Raw genomic sequence first — 18,543 nt, 5'->3', positions numbered from 1 at the left:
CAATAAGCGCAAGCAGCTATAAAAAATGTAGTAAATGCCGTACCAGCGCAGTGCGGCAGCCCATTGCAAGGCGCCGCCGGGTGCGGCAACCTTGCAATCCCCCTTCATTGCGCATCCCCGTTTCGCCGTTTGGTCCGTTCACCCCATGCTTGATACCGCCACCCCGCCCGCCTCTTCCTTTGTGGAGGGCGACGACGCAGCCGCAGCGGCTGCCAAGGCCGCCGCGCACGCCGCGCTCAAGCTTGAAAAGCGCCTGGTGCGCCAAGTGGCCCAGGCCATTGGCGACTTTGGCCTGATCGAAGACGGCGACAAGGTGATGGTGTGTGTGTCGGGCGGCAAAGACAGTTATGGAATGCTGGACGTGCTGCGCATGCTGCAGCAGCGCAACGGCAACAAGTTCGAGCTGATCGCCGTCAACCTCGACCAGAAGCAGCCCGGCTTTCCGGCCCATGTGCTGCCCGAGTATTTGACGAAAGTGGGCGTGCCCTTCCACATCGAAACGCAAGACACCTACCGCGTCGTCAAGGAGCACATCCCCGAAGGCAAGACCATGTGCAGCCTGTGCAGCCGCCTGCGCCGGGGCATTCTGTACCGCGTGGCCGATGAGCTGGGGGCCACCAAGATCGCGCTGGGCCACCACCGCGACGACATGCTGCAGACCTTCTTTTTGAACATGTTCTTTGGCGGCAAGCTCAAGGGCATGCCGCCCAAGGTGCAGAGCGACCGGGGCGACCACCTCATCATCCGCCCGCTGGCCTATGTGGCCGAGGATGACCTCACGCGTTGGGCCGAACACCGCCAGTTCCCCATCATCCCCTGCACCCTGTGCGGCAGCCAGGAGAACCTGCAGCGCAAGCAGATCGGCCAGATGCTGCGCGACTGGCAACAGCTCTACCCCGGCCGCATCGAGAACATGGCCGTGGCGCTGCGCAACCTGGTGCCTTCGCACTTCATGGACCCACGCCAGTTCGACTTCAAGGGCCTGGTGCCCAACGGCATGCAGGACGCCGATGGCGACAAGGCGTTTGATGCCGAAGAGTTTCCAGCCCAGGCCATGGGCATGCTCGGCGGCCTGCCCCTGATGCCCCGCTGAACCCGACCTCCGACGATTTTTAGATTGGGCCACCCCATGACCACGCTCAAAGCCCCCGAACTCCTCCTGCCCGCTGGTTCGCTCGACAAGATGCGCGCCGCCTACGACTTTGGCGCCGACGCGGTGTACGCCGGCCAGCCGCGCTACTCGCTGCGCGCGCGCAACAACGAGTTCCGCCTGGAGCAGATCAAGCAAGGCATTGACGAGGCCCACGCGCGCGGCAAGAAGTTCTTCGTGACCAGCAACCTGATTGCGCACAACGACAAGATCCGCACCTACCTGCGCGACATCGAGCCCGTGATCGACTGCAAGCCTGACGCGCTCATCATGGCCGACCCAGGCCTCATCATGATGGTCAAGGAGAAGTGGCCGGAGACGGAGATCCACCTGTCCGTGCAGGCCAACACCACTAACTGGGCCACGGTGAAGTTCTGGCAAAAGATGGGTGTGTCTCGCATCATCCTCTCGCGCGAGCTTGCCCTGGATGAGATCGAAAAAATCCGCCAGGAATGCCCCGACATGGAGCTGGAAGTGTTCGTGCACGGCGCGCTGTGCATTGCGTACTCGGGCCGGTGTTTGCTCAGCGGCTACTTCAACCACCGCGACCCCAACCAGGGCACCTGCACCAACGCCTGCCGCTGGAACTACGCCACACACGACGCCGACATCGACCCCACCACGGGCGAAGCCGTTGCGCAGAAGATGGAAGGCGACTTCAACTTCGAGGCTGCGCAACAGAAGGCCGAGCAGGCCTTTGCCTCCACCACCGGCAGCGGCCAACGCCACCCCAAGGCCGACAAGGTCTACCTGATCGAAGAAGCCGGCCGCCCCGGCCAGCTCATGCCCATCATGGAAGACGAGCACGGCACCTACATCATGAACAGCAAGGACCTGCGCGCGGTGGAGCATGTGGCGCGCCTCACGCAGATCGGCGTGGACTCGCTCAAGATCGAAGGCCGCACCAAAAGCCTGTACTACGTGGCCCGCACCGCTCAGGTGTACCGCCGCGCCATTGACGACGCCGTGGCTGGGCGGCCCTTCAACCCCGAGCTGCTGATCGAGCTGGAAGGCCTGTCCAACCGCGGCTACACCGGCGGCCTGCTGGAGCGCCGCCCCAGCAACGACTACCAGAACTACCTCAGCGGCCATTCGGCCACCCAGCGCAGCCAGTACGTGGGTGAGGTGCTGGGCACCGAGGGCCTGGCCGATGCGGGCCTGAGCGGTGACTGGGTGCTGGTGGAAACCAAAAACCACTTTGCTGTGGGCGACCTGATCGAGGTGGTGCACCCCAGCGGCAACACCACCGTGCGCCTGCAGGAAATGCGCAACGTGGAAGGCCAGCCCGTGCAGGTCGCCCAGGGCAGCCCCGTGCGCGTGTGGATTCCGCTGCCTGCGCGCTACAGCGGCGCGCTGCTGGCTCGGGTGGTCGAGTCGCAACCGCCCGCCGCCCAGCCAGAGCCTGCGCTGGCAGTCTGATTCTTTTGAGAACGCCCCGGGGCTCCCGCATGACAACTCTTTTTGAATGCAGCCCCCACCGGGTGGTTGCGGCTGCTGTGCTTGGTGTGGCTTTGTCTGGCGGTGCCAGCGCCCAGGCCCCAGCCGTCGCTCCTGCCAAGCAGCGCTACGTGCAGGGCTCTTGGGTCAACCTGCGCGAGTCGGCCCAGTCCTCGGCCCGCATCGTGGCCCAGGTGCCCGCCAACACCGCGCTGCAACAGCTCACCGAGCGCGACGGCTGGTGTGCCGTGCTCTACGCAGGCGATGCCCGGCTGGGCCCGCCTTTGGCGGAGCCCCTGCAAGCCCATGTGGCCTGCAACCTGCTGGCCGACCAGCCCCTCACCCTGGCCCAGGCGGGCAAAGATGCCGCCCGCGCCTTCTGGGTCGCGCCGTCGGCCAACCGCATGCGGGCCTATGGCAACGCCCTGCCGCGCCCGGCTGCCTTGCAACTGCCCGCGCTGGCCAAAAGCCATACGCCCGAGATGCCCGTGCAGTACCCCCTGCGCCCCGAATGGGAGGCTGCCAAGAAGCTCATGCGCAGCGGCGTGCTGCTGCGGCCCGAGCAAGAGATTGACCGGGGCAGCCCTGTCAACCCGCTGGACGGTGTGAAGCTGGCCACCCGCGCCGTGGACCACATCCCGGCCGTGGCGCCCCTGGCCGCCCTGCCCACGCTGCCTGCCATTGCCCCGTCGTACTTCCGCAGCCACGCCAGTGTGGCCCTGCTCCACGAGACCGAGGCCGATGGCCTGGCGGCCGTGGCGGGCACGCGCATCAGCGTCATCCCCACCAAGGAACCCTACGGCAGCTTCAACCGCCACAGCGGCCCGGAGATCGAATTCGTGACGGGTTTTTGGGACGTGGGAGCCGCCGACCTCGCTTTTGCCCCGGCGCTCACGCTGTACGCCATCACGCACCAGGGCCTGGTGGGCGCCCGCACCTTGGGTCGGCGGTATTGGGACATCAGCAACGCAGACCACTATTGCGGAGGCCACTACCCGGGCAAGGGCTTTGACGACCCGCGCAACGATGAGACCACTGCCGTGCGCGGCTATGCCAAGGTGTCAGAGTCGGCCGACGTGCTGGTGCGCCTGGTGGTGCCCGGCAGGCTGCCGCCCGATGCGGTGAAGGTGCGCTCCAGGCGCTATGCCACCAGCTGGATGATGCCCGCCGACCCGCCCATCCGCGATAAGCCCCAGCGCAAGAACGCCGCCGTGCTGGTGCACGAGATCGACCTGGACCGCGACGGTGTGGCGGACATCCTGCGCATCGACACCCCTTCGCCAGGGGGCATGAGCTTTGAGCCCATCTTTGAATGGCGCTGGTTCCTCAATATCAACGGCCAGTGGTTTCCGGCGGGGTATTGGGTGGATCAGGAGTGCACGTGAGGGGATGCTGTTGGACTGCTTTGGGTCAGGATCGGCAGCGCTTAAGCCGTAGCCCCCCGCGCCGGTTGCATGACAATTCGCCTATGACGCTTTAAAAGGTGTCACTGCATGCTTTACTGGAAGCACTCATGGCGGAAAAACTGAATCCGGACGGCTGGCTTGACCTGCGGCTGTATCACGCGGTCTTTTTCGATCACATCATTTCCGACATCAAGTTCTGCCTTGAGAACAAGCGTATGGCCGCTGGAGCGCAGCTGCTGATGAGCGCCATCGACATAGCATCCGGAATCGAGCGACCACGCGAGAAAATGGATACAGACCGGGAGGACTTCATCTCCTGGGCAGACCGCTACTTAACCTTGTCTGGGCCAGAGTACACACTCCGTGGCGTTGATTTGTACGCTGCGCGATGCGGTCTCCTTCACGGCTACACATCGCAGGCCAAGCTCATCCGGCAGGGTAGGGCAGTGATGCTCGGATGGCTGGACGATATGCTGCCGCCCGTCCGCGCCAATGAGGACCAGTCACTGGTTCTTGCAAGTCTGGCCGCCCTGTTCGTGGCCTTCAATCATGGCTTGGCAGATAGCATTGGCCGCATTAACAGAAACGAGAAGCTTGCCGTTGTCGTCAATGAGCGACTGGCGTTCATGTTCCAGACTTCCGACATTGACGCTGACCTCAAGACATCGATGGGGCAAGCAGCTGAGAAGTGGCGCGAGGCTTTGAAGGCCAAAAAACAGCCGCGGAATGAATAACGCTCCTGTGAGCGGAGCGTATTTCGTCGTCAAGCCTTCACTTCGTTCGCTTCTTATCGCAACCCCGGCTGTCGCAACAACGCCCCCAGCACCAGCGCTTCGGCCACCACTTCCCGCCCTTCTTCCAGCCTGGCCAGCAGGGTGGGCAGCTCGGGCAGGCGGGGCCAGTGCGCTTGCACTTCGGGCCATTGGTCCACACCAATCGCTAGCCAGCCCACAGCCAGGCCCGCCCACAGCAGCGCGCGCGTGCCGGGGTGCCACAAGGCGCGGTGCAGCCAGGCCATGGTGAGCAGGCCCACCACCGCCACGGCGAGCATGGGGGCTTCGCGCACGGGGGCCCAGCGGCAGGCGTCCGTCCATTCATGGCAGCGGAACTTCCACAGCTCGTGCAGCATGAACTGCTCGTCCAGCGCCAGCGAAAAAAACGAGAGCGCCAGCCAGGCACCCAGCCGCCGGGGCAGGGCGCGGTCCCCCACCATCCGCAGGGCCGTGATGCTGAGCGCCAGCAGCAGCGCACTCGACAGCCACGACACCGGCGAGCCGTCCGAGCGGAAGGCGCGTTCCCACTGCGGCGCATACATCCAGCCACTGAACAGCAGAAAGCCCAGCACGGCCATCAGCAGTGCGGGCGCAACCCCGGTGTGGGGCGTGGGGGGGTGATCAACAAGGCGCGAGGGGGTGGTGGTGTGCGGGGGCATGGCGGGGGGGTGGCTGCGCGCTGAGAGGCAACGCGGCGGGCGGTGGAGCCGAATTGTGGGCAAAAAATTCCGGTAGCGCTGGACTTTATTGCACCCTTTGCTATGTAGTTGATAGCTGATGCGCTTGGCAGGCCTGCTCGCACCACGGCCTGTTCACGTCGCACGAATCACTACAGAATCGGACATTCCTTCCCCAGGCAGCCCGGCATGACCCTCCCCATCGATCCGTCCCGCACGTCATTGCCGCCCGTGGCCCAGTTTCTGGCCGAGGCGGCGCTGCAGCGGCAGACGGCGTTGCTGGGGCTGGACAAGCCCAAACCTGCTGCACCCACCGCCCCCACGCCGCCGCACACGGCTGACCCCAGCGCGCCGCCGCCCTCGGTCACCTCACCCAGCCCGCCCGGCGGGCCGCTGCCCACACCAGCGGACCAGGCCAGCATCTCGCCCCAGGCGCGCGAACAGCTGGCGGCGGGCTTTGACCCGCGCAGGGCGGGCGGGGCCGATGGCAATTGGCCGGGCACAAGGGGCGAGGGCGCCGGGCGGGCTGCGTCAGCGGGGGCTTCGGCGCTGCTGCCGCGTGGCGCCCCCACGACTGCGCCCGCCAATGCATCGGCGTCCGCAGCTTCCGCCACGGGCGGTACCGCCTGGCCTGCGTCGGGCCTCAGCGCACCGCTGCTACGAATGGTGAGTGTCCTGGTGGCACAAGTCACCGCGCAGGCCGGGGTGCCGCAGCGCGTGGTGGCCGCGCAGCCCTGGCCCATCGGCATGGCGCAGGCGCTGGAGAGTGGCGCGCTGGATGCCGACCAGCCGCCGCTGCAAACCTGGCTGGTGCGCCAGGGCGTGGTGGCGACGCCTGAGGGGCCGCGCGGGCTGGCGCTCACCTTGCGTGCCCCGGTGCCCTGGCTGGCGGCCCAGGCGTCGCCCGCCGCGGCGGGCGCGGGGGCGGTGCAAGTTGGCGCAAACCTGGGCGTGGGCGCCAGCGCTGCGGGTGGTGCGCTGCAGGTGCCTTTTGCGGGCGGAGGCCAAGCGTTGCAATCGGGGGTGATGGCCTTGGTGTTGCAGGGCATGGATGCTGCCGCGCCGCGCACCAGCGCGCTGCTGGTGCTGGACCTGCAGCCGCAACTGGCTGCCACCGTGTATGGCCGCGACATGCTGCAGCAGGCCACCGGCCGCCTGGACCCCTGGACCCAGATGGCCGTGCTGCAGGCCAGCGGCCAGGTGCCGCGAGAAGAGGAGAGGGCGCGCAATGGCGCGTCGGGCCTGTGCGAGACCGTGGGTTGCCCTTACGCCGCGCGGGCCGAGTGCGTGCAGCCCTTCTGCCTCGCGATGCGCGGTGTGCTACCGCCCGAGCCCGTGGGGCCAGCGCCATCTGCCTGAGGGCGCGTCTGCAAGCTCTCTAACTCTCTGAGGACCCTCTGCACGAATCACCGCGCCGTGTGCATCTGCGGTCTCGGGCGGTCTGCGGCGTTGCAAAGCCTCGCAATAGCTACGGCTTTTGCTGCGTTTTGCGCCTTGCCGTCCCTCCCGATCCGCAGTGCCCACTTACCGCTCGATTCGTGCAGAGGATCCCTAGCGGCTGTGTGCGAAGTCGTGCCCACCACTGGGCAGGGTGCGAGAGGGCGCCCACGCAGGGCGGGAGGTGTGTTCGCTCTGGCGGGCAGGGGTTGCGGCCACTGCGGTCGTACTGACCGCCTCGGCCGTGGCGGCAGCGCCCACGCTGCGCACCAGGTCTGCATGGCGGGCGCGGGTGATGGGGTAGGCCAGCAGCAGCGGAATGGCTAGCACCAGGCACAGCGCTGGCAGCAGTCCCGTCATGGCCGTGATGCCCTGCAGCGCCTGGGCCGACTGGGCCACGTTGGGCACATAGCCTGTCAGCTCCAGCATGCCGGCCACCAGGACCGTGGCCAGGGTGCGCGCCAGCTTGTCCACCAGGCCATAGAGGCCGTAGTACATGCCGGTCTGGCGCTCGCCCGCCTGCATGTGGCCGTGGTCGATGGTGTCGGGCACCATGGCAAACGGCACGATCCAGTGCGCGCCCATGCCGATGCCCACCACCACCAGGATGCCCGTCACCAGGGCCTGCTGGCCCGGACCCACCCAGTACAGCGCCACCAGCCCTGCGCAGCAGAACACCAGCCCGAGGATGTAGGCCAGGTTCTTCTCCCACCGGTCCACCACGCGCTTCCACACGAACAGCGAGATGCCCACCACCGCAAGCAGGATGCCCATGAAGCGCGGCAGGTCGCCCTTGTCGCCCTGCAACTGGTAGATGACGAAATACGCGAGCGAGGCCTGCACCAGCGTGAGGCCCAGGCGCACCAGCCCGGCTGCGCTCACCAGCATGACAAACGGGCGGTTGCGCAGCGTGGCCAGCAGGGTGTTGCGTACCGATGTCCAGCCGGGTGTGGCTGCTGGAGGGTTTGGGGCCGCAGGCGATAAGTCGCCGGTGGTGGCGGGCTCGCGCACGCGCCAGGCCACCACGGCCACAGCGACCCCGGCGGCCAGCCCGAAACAGGCGCCGGCCAGTGCGTAGCCCGTGCGTGCATCGGGCGCGGCCCGTACCAGCAGGGGCATGAACACGCTGCCCGCAAAAAACCCCAGCAGGGCACCCATGGATGCAAACGCCGTGAGGCTGGTGCGCTCGTCGTAGTCCTGCGTCATGTTGGCGGCCATGGCCTGGTAGGGCAGCTGCACCAGCGTCATCACGGTGTCGAACAAGGTGTAGGTGACGGCGATCCACACAAACGCTGCCCAGGGGCTCAGGCCCGGCGGCACCATCCACACGGCGGCAGCCACCACCGCCAGGGGCAGGGCGCCGTAGATCAGGTACACGCGGTGGCGGCCGTGGCGGGAGCGCGTGCGGTCGGTCAGCCAGCCAAACAGCGGGTCGTTGATGGTGTCCCACACCTTGCCTACCAGCAGCGCCGCACCGGCCACGGCCGGGGGCACCAGGGCCACGTCGGTGTAAAAGATCATGAGCAGAAAGCTCATGGCCGCAACCAGCATCTGCAGGCCGACGTTGCCCACGGCGTAGCCGAGTTTGGTACCCAGGCTCAGCCGAATAGGGGGGGTGGGCTGCATGTTCATGGGGGCTGTCATGGGTGTGCGGGTGCCATTGCTTCGGCCCGGGGGGGCGTTGCCATCGGGCCCGCCACAGGCTCTGCGCGTGCCGTATGCGCCGCACCGCTGCGCGGCGGCATGGCCTCCAGCATCAGGCGCACCTCGCGCCGCAGCATCTTGTTGAGGAAGCTGCGCGGAATCTCCGTGACCAGGCGCACATCGTCGGGCCGCATCTCGGGCGGCAGGTGCTGCACCAGAAACTCCGCCAGGTCGTGCTCCAGGGCCTGGGTGCCCCGGTCGTTGCGCCAGCTTTGCCGCAGGCTGGCCACCAGCACGGCGGCCGGGCCGTGCTGTACCAGGCAGGCCTCCTTCACGGCCGGGTGGCAGTGCGCCACTTCTTCGATCTCGCGCGGGTTCAGTGCCTGGCCATTGCGCACCACGCGGTCTGCGCTGCGGCCCAGCACATGCAGGTAACCGGCGGCGTCGAAGTAACCCAGGTCTCCCATCACCACCCAGCCGTCGCGCAGGGTTTCGCTGGTCTTTTCCGGGTCCAGCCAGTAGCCGTCAAACCGCACCGGCGTCTGCACGGTGATCAGGCCCATCTGGCCGAGGGGCAGCGGCACAAATTGTTCGTCGCGGATGACCACGTCCACACCCGGCATCACACGGCCCACGGTGGAGAGAATGTCGTTGCCCAGTGGTTGGCCCTGCGCGTCCACGTGCTCGTGGGGTAACAGCCAGGTGATGGGGGGCAGGGCCTCCAGGCAGCCGTAGCCCTGCTGAAAGATGGGCCCAAAGCGGCGGATGGCCTCCGCAATCTTGGGCGCGGGCATCATCTCCGAGCCGTACGGCACGTGGGTCAGCGACGACAGGTCGTACTGGCCCAGCGTGGGCTCGTCCAGCAGGTCGATGATGGCCGAGGGCGAGAGGAAGGCGCGCGATACGCGGTGCTTCTGGATCAGCCCGGCCAGCGTGGTGGCGCGGAAGTCCTCGGGCATCACCAGCGCCGCCCCCGCCAGCAGCGTGGGCAGCACCAGGCCCGAGCCCGGGCCGGTGAGCGGCAGGCCCAGCATGTTCACGTCCGGCCCGTTGGCGGGCGGCTTGAAGTCGATGGCGCGCGAGATCAGGCGCACGCTGTCCAGGTACTTGCGGTTGCTGTAGCCGATGGACTTGGGCAGGCCCGTGGTGCCCGAGGTCATGTGCAGCGCGAACACATCGTCCTCATGCACATCGGCAGTGCCGGCCGACGGGGTCTGCTGCGCCAGGGCACGCTCGTATTCGTCGCCCAGCGCCAGCATGCGCAGGCCGGGCAGTTGCTCGCGCACGGCCTGCAGGATGGGCGCGCTCAGCAACGGGTCGTGGATGAACACCGTGGGCTTGACGCGGCCCATGGTCGTGAGCGCTGCATCGGCCGGAAGGTGCTTGTGAAAGCTCGCAAAGATGGTGCCGTTTTCGAACGTGGCCAGCCGGGTTTCGTACTGCTCGCCGGTTTCGGGCAGCCAGGTGAAGACCACATCGCCTTTTTTTACGCCCTGGGCCTGCATCCAGGCCTGCAGGCGGTACACGCGATCCTGCAACTGCGCATAGGTGAGGGTGCCGCGCCGGTCGATGAGCGCGGGTTTGTGGGGATTCAGGCGGTACGCCAGACGGGCCACAGAGCGCGCGGTGCGCAGGCGGCTGAGCAGAAAGCGCGCCAGCAGGCTGCGCAGAGATGGAAGGGCCACCAGAATCTCCCGAAGACGGCGTGAATGCGAAGTCCTGGCAGTTTTTCACGCAAGGTCCGGGGGAAAGATCACCATTTGTATGTGTGCGTATCTTTTGGTTTCTGCGGCGGCTGCGCGGTCGTTCTGGGGCCTTGAACGGCCGTTGCGCGCGCTTGCTGCGTCGCCACGGCGCAACAGCCACGGTGGCTGCGCAAGGCCTGGGCAAAGAAAAACCGCCAGGGCTGGATCGCAGCGGCTGGCGGTGGTGTGACGGCCTGCCCCGGGTAAGGGGCAGGCCCGTGGGGCGGGCGAGGGCTTATGGATACAGGCCGCGCATTTCGCGGGCGTGCAGGATGCGCTGGCAGGCCACGATGAAGGTGGCAGTGCGCAGGCTCACCTTGTGCTCTTGCGCCACTTGCCAGATGCCCGCAAAGGCCTCTTGCATGATGCGCACCAGGCGGGCGTTGATCTCGTCCTCGCTCCAGAAGAAGCTGGAAAAATCCTGCACCCACTCAAAGTAGCTCACTGTCACGCCACCGGCGTTGGCGATCACATCGGGCAGCACCAGCACGCCCTTGTCGTGCAGGATGTCGTCGGCCTCGGTGGTCGTGGGGCCGTTGGCGCCTTCGATCACGAGCTTGGCCTTGATCTGGCCCGCGTTGTCCTTGGTGATCTGCCCTTCCAGCGCGGCAGGGATCAGGATCTCGCAATCCACGCCCCAGAACTCTTCGGCCTTCATCACATCGGCGCCGGCAAAGCCGCCCACGCCACCACGGGTCTTCACATGCGCCAGCAGTGCGGGCACATCCACGCCCTTGCTGTTGAAGATGGTGCCGGTGTGGTCTTGCACCGCCACTACCTTGGCCCCCGCTTCGGCAAACAGCTTGGCGGCAATGCCACCCACATTGCCAAAGCCCTGCACTGCCACGCGGGCACCGTCGAGCGCCAGGCCGGTCAGCTTGGCGGCTTCCACGCCCACGGTGAACACGCCACGGCCGGTGGCTTCCACACGGCCCAGCGAGCCGCCCAGGTCCACAGGCTTGCCGGTGACCACGCCGGTGGCGGTGGCGCCCACGTTCATCGAGTACGTGTCCATCATCCAGGCCATGACCTGGCCGTTGGTGTTCACGTCGGGTGCGGGGATGTCCTTGGACGGGCCGATAAGCAGGCCGATTTCGCTGGTGTAGCGGCGCGTCAGGCGCTCCAGCTCACCCATCGACAGCTTCTTGGGGTCCACACGGATGCCGCCCTTGGCGCCGCCGTAAGGCACGTTCACCGCCGCGTTTTTCACCGACATCCAGGCCGACAAGGCCATCACTTCAGACAGCGTCACGTCCTGGTGGAAGCGCACGCCACCCTTGCCGGGGCCCCGGCTCAGGTTGTGCTGTACGCGGTAGCCTTCGTAGTGGGCGATGGTGCCGTTGTCCAGCTCGATCGGCACGTCCACGATCAGGATGCGCTTGGGCCGCTTGAGCGTTTCCACCCAGCGCGCCAGGCTGCCCAGGTAAGGGGTGACGCGGTCCACCTGCTGCAGGTAGTTGCCCCAGGGGCCGAGGTGGTCGGCCTGCAGGTACGAGGGCAGGGGGTGGGATTGTGCGGCGGGGGCGCCGACAGGGTTTGACATGGTGAATTTCCTTGTGGGATCAGTTCAGGCTGCGAAGCTTATGCCTGGGCTGGGGCACTGTCCAAGGCCGGTGTGTTTGTGGGTTATGCATTTAATGCATGGCTCTCCGAGAGCCATTCAATGCTGCAGTGCGGCAATTTGCGGGCGGGGTGGCGGCCCGTGGCCTTGGCCCTGGCGCAGTGGCCCGTTGCCCCTAGACTCAGCCAGCCCGGCGCAGCACCGGGCGCTGCACCGGGCCCCACCGCACCGCCGGGGCCATGAAAAAAAGAGAGGGATATCCATGAGCGTGACCCGCACCGCCTGCCCGCAATGCCAGGCGCCCAACCACCCGACGGCGCGCTGGTGCGTGAAGTGCGCCCACCCGCTGGAGGCAGAGGTGCCCCCCGCTGCCTCCAATGACCCGGCGCCGATGGAGTTTGTGTTCGATGACGACGAGCACCCCGCTGCCACCCCGACGCGCCAGCGACCCCTCTTGGCCTATGCAGGCGCCGCAGTGGCCCTGCTGGTGGTGGCAGGCGCCGCAGCCTGGTATCTGCTAGGCCGGCCCGATGCTGCGCCGCCCGCGCGGCAGGCCCCGGCTGTCGCAGCGCCAGCGGCCGTGCCCAGCATCCCGGGCATTGCGGAGTCCGCACCCGCGCGCCCCGAGCCGGTGGAAGAAATCATCGAATCCCAACGCGCACGCCCGGCGGCCACTGCGTCTGCACCAGACAGCGCCACTGCCGCCCCCCCGCCCGCAGCCGCAGCGGCAGCCTCTGCACCGCCGTTCACCCCCGTCACCGTGCCCCGCGTGGCCGATGCGGCATCGTTGCCCGCCACCGGCAAGCCGCGCACGGCGGCACCAGCCGACGACGCACCCTGGCCGCCTCCCGCAGCACCCGTGCCGTCGCCGGGCGACAGCCTGGCCCGCTTGCGCGGCGCGCTGGCCCAGTGCGCGGCCATGAGCAACGAGCTGTCGCGCGCGAGCTGCCTCACCCGCACGCGGCAGAACTTCTGCGGCGACGCCTGGGGCCGTATCCCGGAATGCCGACCGGGCCAGTGACGACACGCGCAGTTTTTGTCCGCACCGCGCACTGCCGGGCCCGCTGCGGGGCGGGGCCTATTCGATGCGGATCTTCTGCATCGCCGGGTCGCCCGGCGGGTAGCGCAGGTCCAGGCCGGTGAGCACCTCGCGCACCAGCGTAGCGATCATCAGGTTGCGGTGGGTCTTGGAGTTGGCGGGCACGATGGTCCACGGCGCCCAGGGCGTGTGCGTGGCGGCCAGCAGCATTTCGTAGGCCTTCTGGTACTGGCTCCACTGCTTGCGGGCCTCGATGTCGCTCATCGAGAACTTCCAGTGTTTGGCCGGGTCGTCCAGGCGCTCCTGCAGGCGTTCGCGCTGCTCGTCAGCGCTGATGTGCAGCATGAACTTGAGCACGATGGTGCCGGTGTGCGTGAGCATGCGCTCGAAGTCGTTGATGTGCCCAAAGCGCTGGTGGTGCTGTTCGGGCGTGATCCATCCGTTGACGGCGGGCACCAGTACGTCCTCGTAGTGGCTGCGGTTGAACACCGTGATCTCGCCCGCACCGGGCACCTTCTGGTGGATGCGCCACAGGTAGTCGTGGGCACGCTCGGCCTCGGTGGGGGCGCTCCAACCCACGGCGTGCACGCCCAGCGCGCTCATGCGGCCAAACACGCCCCGGATGGTGCCGTCCTTGCCCGATGTATCGGTGCCTTGCAAGATGACCAGCAGCTTGTAGCGCTTGTCGGCGTAGAACAGGTTCTGCAGCGTGTCCAGCTCCTGCGCAATCGACTCGGTGGCGGCCTTGTCCTTGAGCTTGTCGCCCAGCGAAAACGGCTTGGCCGACGGATCAAAGTCCTTGAGCGACACCGTGCGGCGGTGTTTGCCGGCCTTGCGCCGCTCGGGCTGGCCGTCGGGCCGCTTGTCATCGTCATGCTGCGGCGCGTCCGGCTGCCATTGCGACCAGCGTTGGGCCACGTCTTTGTTGCTGCTGTGAAACGGGTGGTTCATGCGGGCTCCTCGATGGGCCATCGTACGTCAGCTGTGGGGGCGCGGTCTCCTCTTCTACGAAAACATGATGCTATCAAGTTGATAGCTGATTGCGTATGATTCACTAGCGCTTGGAGCAGATTGGGCTTGAAAATTGCCGCGGGAGCCGTTGAGGGACCCTCTGCACAAATCACCGCGCCGTGTGCCGCTGCGGTCTCGGGCGGTCTGCGGCGTTGCAAATACTCGCAATAGCTGCGGCTATTGCTGCGTTTTGCGCCTTGCAGCCCATCCCGATCCGCAGCGCCCACTTGCCGCTCGATTCGTGCAGAAGATCCCTTAGCGCACGCCATGTGCCATGCGGTAGGCCAGCGGCGTCTGCCCCGTGGCCTGGCGGAACGCGCGGTGCAGTCCGGCCTCGCTGGCAAAGCCCAGGTCTTCGGCAATGCGCTTGAGCGGCAGCGGCGTGTCGCACAGCGCCTCGCTGGCCTGGCGCAGCTTGATGCGGCGCATCCACAGGGCCGCCGTCAGGCCCGTGTGGGCCTGCACCCGCCGCGCCAGTGTGCGGGGCGAGAGGCCCAGCGCCTGGGCCAGCGCGGGCAGCCGCAGATCGGTGGCGGGGCGGCGCTGCACCCACAGCATGGCGCGGCGCAGGTCGTCGTCTGCCAGCGTCATCAGGTCATGCCCGGCAAATGCCGGGTGCGCCGTGCGGGGGCGGGGCAGCATCAGCAGCTCCTGCAGGTCGGTCATCGCCTGGGGCGGCAGGCGGGCGGCCAGCGCGTGCAGCATCAGCGGCAGGTAACCGTTGGCCCCGGCGGCCGTGGTGGCGGTGGGGCCGGCCACCAGCGGCTCGTCAAAGCGCCAGTCCACCTGCGCGAACTGCTGCTCCAGCGCGGCACGCAACCACCAGGTGGCCGTGGCGCCCTGGCCGCGCAGCCGCCCGCTGGCGGCCGCCAGCACCACGCCCGCGCAGTAGCTCCACACCTGCGTGCGCCGGGGCAGCGCGCGCAAGGCCTGCACCGTCGGGGCCAGCTGCTGCAGCGGCCCTTGCAGCTGGTCAGGCGACGAGAGCCACAGGCCCGGCACCAGCACCACATCGGCCTCGGCCTGCTGCAGTGCCACGGAGGGGGCCAGCGCGGGGCCTTGCCAGGTGGGCACGGGCGACCGGTCCACCCCTGCCCAGCAGATGTCCATCACGCTGGCCTGCGCACGCAGGTTGGCGGCGCGTGCCATGTCCGCCGCCGCAAACAGGCCCGCCGGCATGCAGCCCGGGTAGAGCAGCAGTGCCACGCGCAGGGGCGGCTGGGGTGTTGGGGATGGAAGAACCATGGGTGGCACAAAAGCGCAAGAAATTGTCAATCTGCGCCATTTTCGCGGGAGGCCTGCTTTTCAACAATGGCAACACCTCCTCCCACTGAAAGCCCCCCATGCTCATCACCCAATTGCGCAACGCCACCGTTCTGCTGGAGTTTCAGCACGCGGGCCGCCCCGTCGGCCTGCTGGTGGACCCCATGCTCGCGCCCCGGGGCAGCCTGCCCGCGCTGCGCTACCTGGGCACCCGGCGCCAGCGCAACCCCCTGGTGGATTTGCCCGCCGAGGCCGACGCGGCACTGCAGCGCGTGACCCACGCGCTCATCACCCATTGCCAGCGCGGGCACTTTGACCACCTGGACCGCGCGGGCAAACAGTTTTTGCGCGAGCGCCAGATTCCCGTCTTCTGCATGCCGCACGACGCCGCCTACCTCGCGCAGCGCGGCCTGCAGGTGCAGCCGCTGGCGGGCGAGGGCCGCCAGCCGTTTGCGCTGGGCGGGCAGGTCACGCCCGTGGCCTGCACCCACGGCCGGGGCTGGGTGGCGCGCTTCATGGAGCACGGCCACGGCTACCTGCTGGAGCTGCCGGGCGAGCCCAGCGTGTACCTGGCCGGCGACACCGTGCTGACGCCCCCGGTGCGCGACTGCCTGCAGCGCCTGCAGCCCGATGTGGCCGTGCTGCCCGCCGGTGGCGCCCGGTTTGACCTGGGCGCCGACATCCTGATGGACGCCGCCGAGGTCGCGCACGCCGCTGCGCTGACAACCGGCGCGGTGGTGGTCAACCACCTGGAGGCCTTGGACCATTGCCCCACCACCCGCGCCCAGGTGCGCGCCCTGGCGCAGCGTGGCGGGTGGGCGCACCGCCTGTGGGTGCCCGAGGACGGCGAGTGTCGGCACTACCCCGGGCCCACCGTTAAAAGCGATGCTATGAATTCAGTAGCTGCAGAGGCATGATCGACTAGCGCTACCGCCTAAAAAGGCTGCAACTCACGCCAGTTCGGCCTCCAGCGCGCGCTGGTCGCGCATCAGCGCCACAAAGCGCGCAGCGCCCAGGCCCAGCGGGCGCTCCTTGGACCACACCACGTCCACCCACAGCGCGGCGCCGTTGCTCAGGTTCTCGAAGGGCATCTCCACCAGCCGCCCCGCCTCGATGCGCGATTGCACCAGCGCGCGCGGCTGCCAGCCCCAGCCCATCCCGGCTTCGATGAGGCCCAGCGCGGCCAGGTGGTTGTCGGTGCGCCAGTGGTGGCGCGCAAACACAAAGCGCGGGTCGGTCTGCGCCAGGTCGCGGCTGGCCACCACGATCTGGCGTGTGGTGGTCAGGTGCTCCTCGCGCAGCATGGCGTCCTCCGGTGGGGCACCCCGTGCCTGGGCGGCGGCGCGGGCGGCCACCAGCACCGGGTGCTGCGGCGCCATCACCGCCACCAGGGTTTCGGTGCCCACCTCCTGAAAGCCCTCGCGCCCGTCGATGCTGGGCCGCTCGAACACCAGCGCCAGCTGCGCGCGGCCGCTGTGCAGCAGCGCCAGCGCATCCACCTGCGGCGCGGCCAGCACCTCGATCTGCAGCAGCGGGTGCTCTTGCGCCAATGCCGCCAGCGCCTCCGTCCAGCGCGAGGCCAGCAGCTCGGGCGCAATGGCCAGCGTGAGCCGCTCCTCCAGCCCCTGGGTCAGCGCCAGCGCCTGGGCGTTGAGCTGCTGCAGCTGCCCCGCCAGCAGCCGGGCCTGGGGCTCCAGCGCGCGGGCGGCAGCGGTGGGGCGGGGCTCGCGTCCGCTGCGGTCAAACAGCTGCACATCCAGTTCGGCCTCCAGATGGGCAATGGTCATGCTCACCGCCGACGGCACACGCGACAAGGCCCGCGCGGCGGCCGAGAACGAGCCGTGGTCGAGCACGGTCAGAAACACCTGCACGCTGTCGGAGTTGAACGCCATGGGGTATCAATCTATCAATAAAACTGAAACAAGCTGACTTTATATGTCAGTGCGGCGAATATAAAGTACCGTCCATGGACAAGACACCCACCCTTTTTGGCCTGCAAGGCGTCAAACGCCGCGTGATCTACGTGACCCTGTACGAGCTGATCGCCATTGGCGCCGCCACGGTGGGCCTGGCGCTGCTCACGGGCCAGGGCGCGGGGCATTCGAGCGTGGTGGCGGTGGCAGCCTCGGTGATCGCCATCGTCTGGAACATCGTCTTCAACTGGGCCTTCGAGCGCTGGGAGGCGCGCCAGCCCGTGCGCGGGCGCAGCGTGGCGCGGCGCGTGGCACACGCCATCGGGTTCGAGGGCGGCCTGGTCTTCACGCTGGTGCCGCTGTTTGCCTGGTGGTTTGGCGTGAGCCTGTGGCACGCGTTTGTGATGGACCTGGGGCTCATCGTGTTCTTCCTTGGCTACACCTTTGTCTTCAACTGGGTGTTCGACCACCTGTTCGGCCTGCCTGCATCGGCCATGGCAGCGTCGTAACAAAGGCCTTGAGCGCGCTTCTTCAAACAATGTCAACCGCCCTTCACCGGCGGTCAGGGACGCTCAGCCGCCACCCATAATCGGCCCCATGAGAGGGCCGTTTTTGTTGTTGCTGCTGCTGCGGGGATTGCCGGGCCGGTGGGCTGGCGTGGCGGTGTCCTGCTGCGTATTGGCAGGCTGTGCCAGCAACGCCCCCACGCCGCGCGGCGAGGTGAAGGGGACGCCCACCCATGCCGCCGAGCTGGCCCAGTCCGACGCCAACCGCATGGCCACCCTGGCCATGCAAGAGAACCTGGAAGGCCTGCTGCGCCTGGCCGACAAGCTCTACCGCCGCAACCCCGCCGAATGGCGCAAGGGCACTGCCACCAGCCGCGAGCAGGCGCTGGAGCAGCTGCGCACCGCCGTGTTGCAGCGCCAGCCCTGGGGCCCGCTGCAGGGCCGCCGCGACATCGCCGCCATGGCGCTGGCGCTGGCGCCCGAGTTCGGGGGCGATCGTGTGGCGGCCTTCATCCATGCCACGGCCGACATGATCATCACCGCCCACGGCGGCAAGACGGAGTTCTTCTTGCTGGACGGCATGGATGCCCAGCACCTCTACAACGCCGCGCGCAACGTCGAGACCGCCGTGTGGCTGCTGGCGCAGCGCCGCAACGCCCAGGGCCAGCCCCTGCTATTGGCCGACGAAATCGGCGCCCAGGGCCGCAACCTGAGCTTCGAGCGCGAGTTCGGCAAGATCATCGCGCGGCTCGATCTGCTGGCCGCCTTCACCACCGAAAAGTACCGCCGCGCGGCCATCAGCTATGTGCAGGGCATTGTGGGCGGCACCTTCTTGCAATTCCTGCCAGTGCGCTGACCCGGTAAAATCCGCCCCTTGCCCAAGGAGCGTTGCAGCGGCCCCACCGCCATGGTGAAGCCGTCAGGCTTGGGCACTCCACAAGCTATTCAAGCCCCACCGCAACGACGCTCACCTGTTTTTCT

Annotated in this window: 16 protein-coding genes and 1 riboswitch; of the genes, 9 read left to right on the top strand and 7 right to left on the bottom strand. The window is 67.7% G+C overall.

All coding sequences use genetic code 11. From position 1 onward, the window contains the following. Nucleotides 1-145: 145 nt before the first annotated feature. The 4 genes from ttcA to ACT531_RS03290 all read left to right on the top strand — a co-directional run bounded on the left by ttcA (nucleotide 146) and on the right by ACT531_RS03290 (nucleotide 4,727). Nucleotides 146-1,093: a tRNA 2-thiocytidine(32) synthetase TtcA gene (ttcA, locus tag ACT531_RS03305; protein WP_476016457.1), complete on the top strand. Its 948-nt coding sequence runs from the start codon at nucleotides 146-148 to the stop codon at nucleotides 1,091-1,093. Nucleotides 1,094-1,129: 36 nt separating this feature from the next. Then, nucleotides 1,130-2,569 (top strand): prephenate-dependent tRNA uridine(34) hydroxylase TrhP, encoded by a 1,440-nt coding sequence (gene trhP / locus ACT531_RS03300; protein ID WP_476016456.1) that lies wholly within the window; start codon nucleotides 1,130-1,132, stop codon nucleotides 2,567-2,569. A gap of 29 nt (nucleotides 2,570-2,598) precedes the next feature. Further along, the gene (locus ACT531_RS03295) at nucleotides 2,599-3,972 is read left to right on the top strand and encodes an SH3 domain-containing protein (protein ID WP_476016455.1); all 1,374 of its coding nucleotides are present in this window, start codon (nucleotides 2,599-2,601) and stop codon (nucleotides 3,970-3,972) included. A gap of 128 nt (nucleotides 3,973-4,100) precedes the next feature. After that, nucleotides 4,101-4,727: a hypothetical protein gene (locus ACT531_RS03290; RefSeq protein WP_476016454.1), complete on the top strand. Its 627-nt coding sequence runs from the start codon at nucleotides 4,101-4,103 to the stop codon at nucleotides 4,725-4,727. Nucleotides 4,728-4,780: 53 nt separating this feature from the next. Here the strand turns inward: ACT531_RS03290 and ACT531_RS03285 are convergent, their stop codons facing one another. Then, nucleotides 4,781-5,425, bottom strand: coding sequence for a hypothetical protein (locus ACT531_RS03285; RefSeq protein ID WP_476016453.1), 645 nt, complete (start codon nucleotides 5,423-5,425; stop codon nucleotides 4,781-4,783). 207 nt (nucleotides 5,426-5,632) lie between these two features. Here ACT531_RS03285 and ACT531_RS03280 point away from each other — a divergent pair, with 207 nt between their 5' ends. Beyond that, nucleotides 5,633-6,802, top strand: a complete 1,170-nt coding sequence (locus ACT531_RS03280) for a hypothetical protein (RefSeq protein WP_476016452.1) — start codon at nucleotides 5,633-5,635, stop codon at nucleotides 6,800-6,802. Nucleotides 6,803-6,994: 192 nt separating this feature from the next. On the opposite strand, the gene ACT531_RS03275 is transcribed toward ACT531_RS03280, so the two are convergent. The 3 genes from ACT531_RS03275 to ACT531_RS03265 all read right to left on the bottom strand — a co-directional run bounded on the left by ACT531_RS03275 (nucleotide 6,995) and on the right by ACT531_RS03265 (nucleotide 11,812). Next, nucleotides 6,995-8,524, bottom strand: a complete 1,530-nt coding sequence (locus tag ACT531_RS03275; protein ID WP_476016451.1) for an MFS transporter — start codon at nucleotides 8,522-8,524, stop codon at nucleotides 6,995-6,997. Next, the gene (locus tag ACT531_RS03270; RefSeq protein WP_476016450.1) at nucleotides 8,521-10,209 is read right to left on the bottom strand and encodes a class I adenylate-forming enzyme family protein; all 1,689 of its coding nucleotides are present in this window, start codon (nucleotides 10,207-10,209) and stop codon (nucleotides 8,521-8,523) included. The genes ACT531_RS03275 and ACT531_RS03270 overlap by 4 nt, the downstream gene beginning before the upstream one ends. A gap of 295 nt (nucleotides 10,210-10,504) precedes the next feature. Continuing rightward, the gene (locus ACT531_RS03265) at nucleotides 10,505-11,812 is read right to left on the bottom strand and encodes a Glu/Leu/Phe/Val family dehydrogenase (RefSeq protein ID WP_015012027.1); all 1,308 of its coding nucleotides are present in this window, start codon (nucleotides 11,810-11,812) and stop codon (nucleotides 10,505-10,507) included. 280 nt (nucleotides 11,813-12,092) lie between these two features. Here ACT531_RS03265 and ACT531_RS03260 point away from each other — a divergent pair, with 280 nt between their 5' ends. Next, entirely contained in the window at nucleotides 12,093-12,851 is a 759-nt protein-coding gene (locus ACT531_RS03260) for a hypothetical protein (RefSeq protein WP_476016449.1), read from the top strand. Nucleotides 12,852-12,908: 57 nt separating this feature from the next. Here the strand turns inward: ACT531_RS03260 and ACT531_RS03255 are convergent, their stop codons facing one another. Further along, nucleotides 12,909-13,820 (bottom strand): PPK2 family polyphosphate kinase, encoded by a 912-nt coding sequence (locus ACT531_RS03255; RefSeq protein ID WP_476016448.1) that lies wholly within the window; start codon nucleotides 13,818-13,820, stop codon nucleotides 12,909-12,911. A gap of 315 nt (nucleotides 13,821-14,135) precedes the next feature. Continuing rightward, on the bottom strand, nucleotides 14,136-15,125 hold the full coding sequence (locus ACT531_RS03250) for a GlxA family transcriptional regulator (RefSeq protein WP_476016447.1): 990 nt from the start codon (nucleotides 15,123-15,125) through the stop codon (nucleotides 14,136-14,138). A gap of 98 nt (nucleotides 15,126-15,223) precedes the next feature. Here ACT531_RS03250 and ACT531_RS03245 point away from each other — a divergent pair, with 98 nt between their 5' ends. Next, nucleotides 15,224-16,060 carry an MBL fold metallo-hydrolase gene (locus tag ACT531_RS03245; RefSeq protein WP_476016446.1) on the top strand — a complete coding sequence of 279 codons (837 nt, stop codon included), beginning with the start codon at nucleotides 15,224-15,226 and terminating at the stop codon, nucleotides 16,058-16,060. A 33-nt stretch (nucleotides 16,061-16,093) separates the two neighbouring features. Here ACT531_RS03245 and ACT531_RS03240 read toward each other — a convergent pair whose 3' ends face one another. Beyond that, nucleotides 16,094-17,035 carry a LysR family transcriptional regulator gene (locus tag ACT531_RS03240; protein ID WP_476016445.1) on the bottom strand — a complete coding sequence of 314 codons (942 nt, stop codon included), beginning with the start codon at nucleotides 17,033-17,035 and terminating at the stop codon, nucleotides 16,094-16,096. A 74-nt stretch (nucleotides 17,036-17,109) separates the two neighbouring features. On the opposite strand from ACT531_RS03240, the gene ACT531_RS03235 reads away from it, so the two are divergent. Together ACT531_RS03235 and ACT531_RS03230 are read left to right on the top strand one after the other, a co-directional pair. Beyond that, the gene (locus ACT531_RS03235; protein WP_476016444.1) at nucleotides 17,110-17,565 is read left to right on the top strand and encodes a PACE efflux transporter; all 456 of its coding nucleotides are present in this window, start codon (nucleotides 17,110-17,112) and stop codon (nucleotides 17,563-17,565) included. Nucleotides 17,566-17,653: 88 nt separating this feature from the next. Next, nucleotides 17,654-18,418 (top strand): hypothetical protein, encoded by a 765-nt coding sequence (locus ACT531_RS03230; protein WP_476016443.1) that lies wholly within the window; start codon nucleotides 17,654-17,656, stop codon nucleotides 18,416-18,418. Between the two features lie 18 nt (nucleotides 18,419-18,436). After that, nucleotides 18,437-18,538, top strand: a riboswitch (S-adenosyl-L-homocysteine riboswitch). Nucleotides 18,539-18,543 lie beyond the last annotated feature (5 nt).

The sequence above is a fragment of the Acidovorax sp. DMC1 genome, from assembly GCF_056314325.1.
Note: the sequence above shows the minus strand (reverse complement) of the source record. Positions and strands in the feature narration are given on the sequence as shown.

Excerpts from the sequence above, each read along its gene's own strand:
- ttcA (WP_476016457.1), top strand. The coding sequence starts at position 146 with ATGCTTGATACCGCCACCCCGCCCGCCTCTTCCTTTGTGGAGGGCGAC.
- trhP (WP_476016456.1), top strand. The coding sequence starts at position 1,130 with ATGACCACGCTCAAAGCCCCCGAACTCCTCCTGCCCGCTGGTTCGCTC.
- ACT531_RS03295 (WP_476016455.1), top strand. The coding sequence starts at position 2,599 with ATGACAACTCTTTTTGAATGCAGCCCCCACCGGGTGGTTGCGGCTGCT.
- ACT531_RS03290 (WP_476016454.1), top strand. The coding sequence starts at position 4,101 with ATGGCGGAAAAACTGAATCCGGACGGCTGGCTTGACCTGCGGCTGTAT.
- ACT531_RS03285 (WP_476016453.1), bottom strand. The coding sequence starts at position 5,425 with ATGCCCCCGCACACCACCACCCCCTCGCGCCTTGTTGATCACCCCCCC.
- ACT531_RS03280 (WP_476016452.1), top strand. The coding sequence starts at position 5,633 with ATGACCCTCCCCATCGATCCGTCCCGCACGTCATTGCCGCCCGTGGCC.
- ACT531_RS03275 (WP_476016451.1), bottom strand. The coding sequence starts at position 8,524 with ATGACAGCCCCCATGAACATGCAGCCCACCCCCCCTATTCGGCTGAGC.
- ACT531_RS03265 (WP_015012027.1), bottom strand. The coding sequence starts at position 11,812 with ATGTCAAACCCTGTCGGCGCCCCCGCCGCACAATCCCACCCCCTGCCC.
- ACT531_RS03260 (WP_476016449.1), top strand. The coding sequence starts at position 12,093 with ATGAGCGTGACCCGCACCGCCTGCCCGCAATGCCAGGCGCCCAACCAC.
- ACT531_RS03255 (WP_476016448.1), bottom strand. The coding sequence starts at position 13,820 with ATGAACCACCCGTTTCACAGCAGCAACAAAGACGTGGCCCAACGCTGG.
- ACT531_RS03250 (WP_476016447.1), bottom strand. The coding sequence starts at position 15,125 with ATGGTTCTTCCATCCCCAACACCCCAGCCGCCCCTGCGCGTGGCACTG.
- ACT531_RS03245 (WP_476016446.1), top strand. The coding sequence starts at position 15,224 with ATGCTCATCACCCAATTGCGCAACGCCACCGTTCTGCTGGAGTTTCAG.
- ACT531_RS03240 (WP_476016445.1), bottom strand. The coding sequence starts at position 17,035 with ATGGCGTTCAACTCCGACAGCGTGCAGGTGTTTCTGACCGTGCTCGAC.
- ACT531_RS03235 (WP_476016444.1), top strand. The coding sequence starts at position 17,110 with ATGGACAAGACACCCACCCTTTTTGGCCTGCAAGGCGTCAAACGCCGC.
- ACT531_RS03230 (WP_476016443.1), top strand. The coding sequence starts at position 17,654 with ATGAGAGGGCCGTTTTTGTTGTTGCTGCTGCTGCGGGGATTGCCGGGC.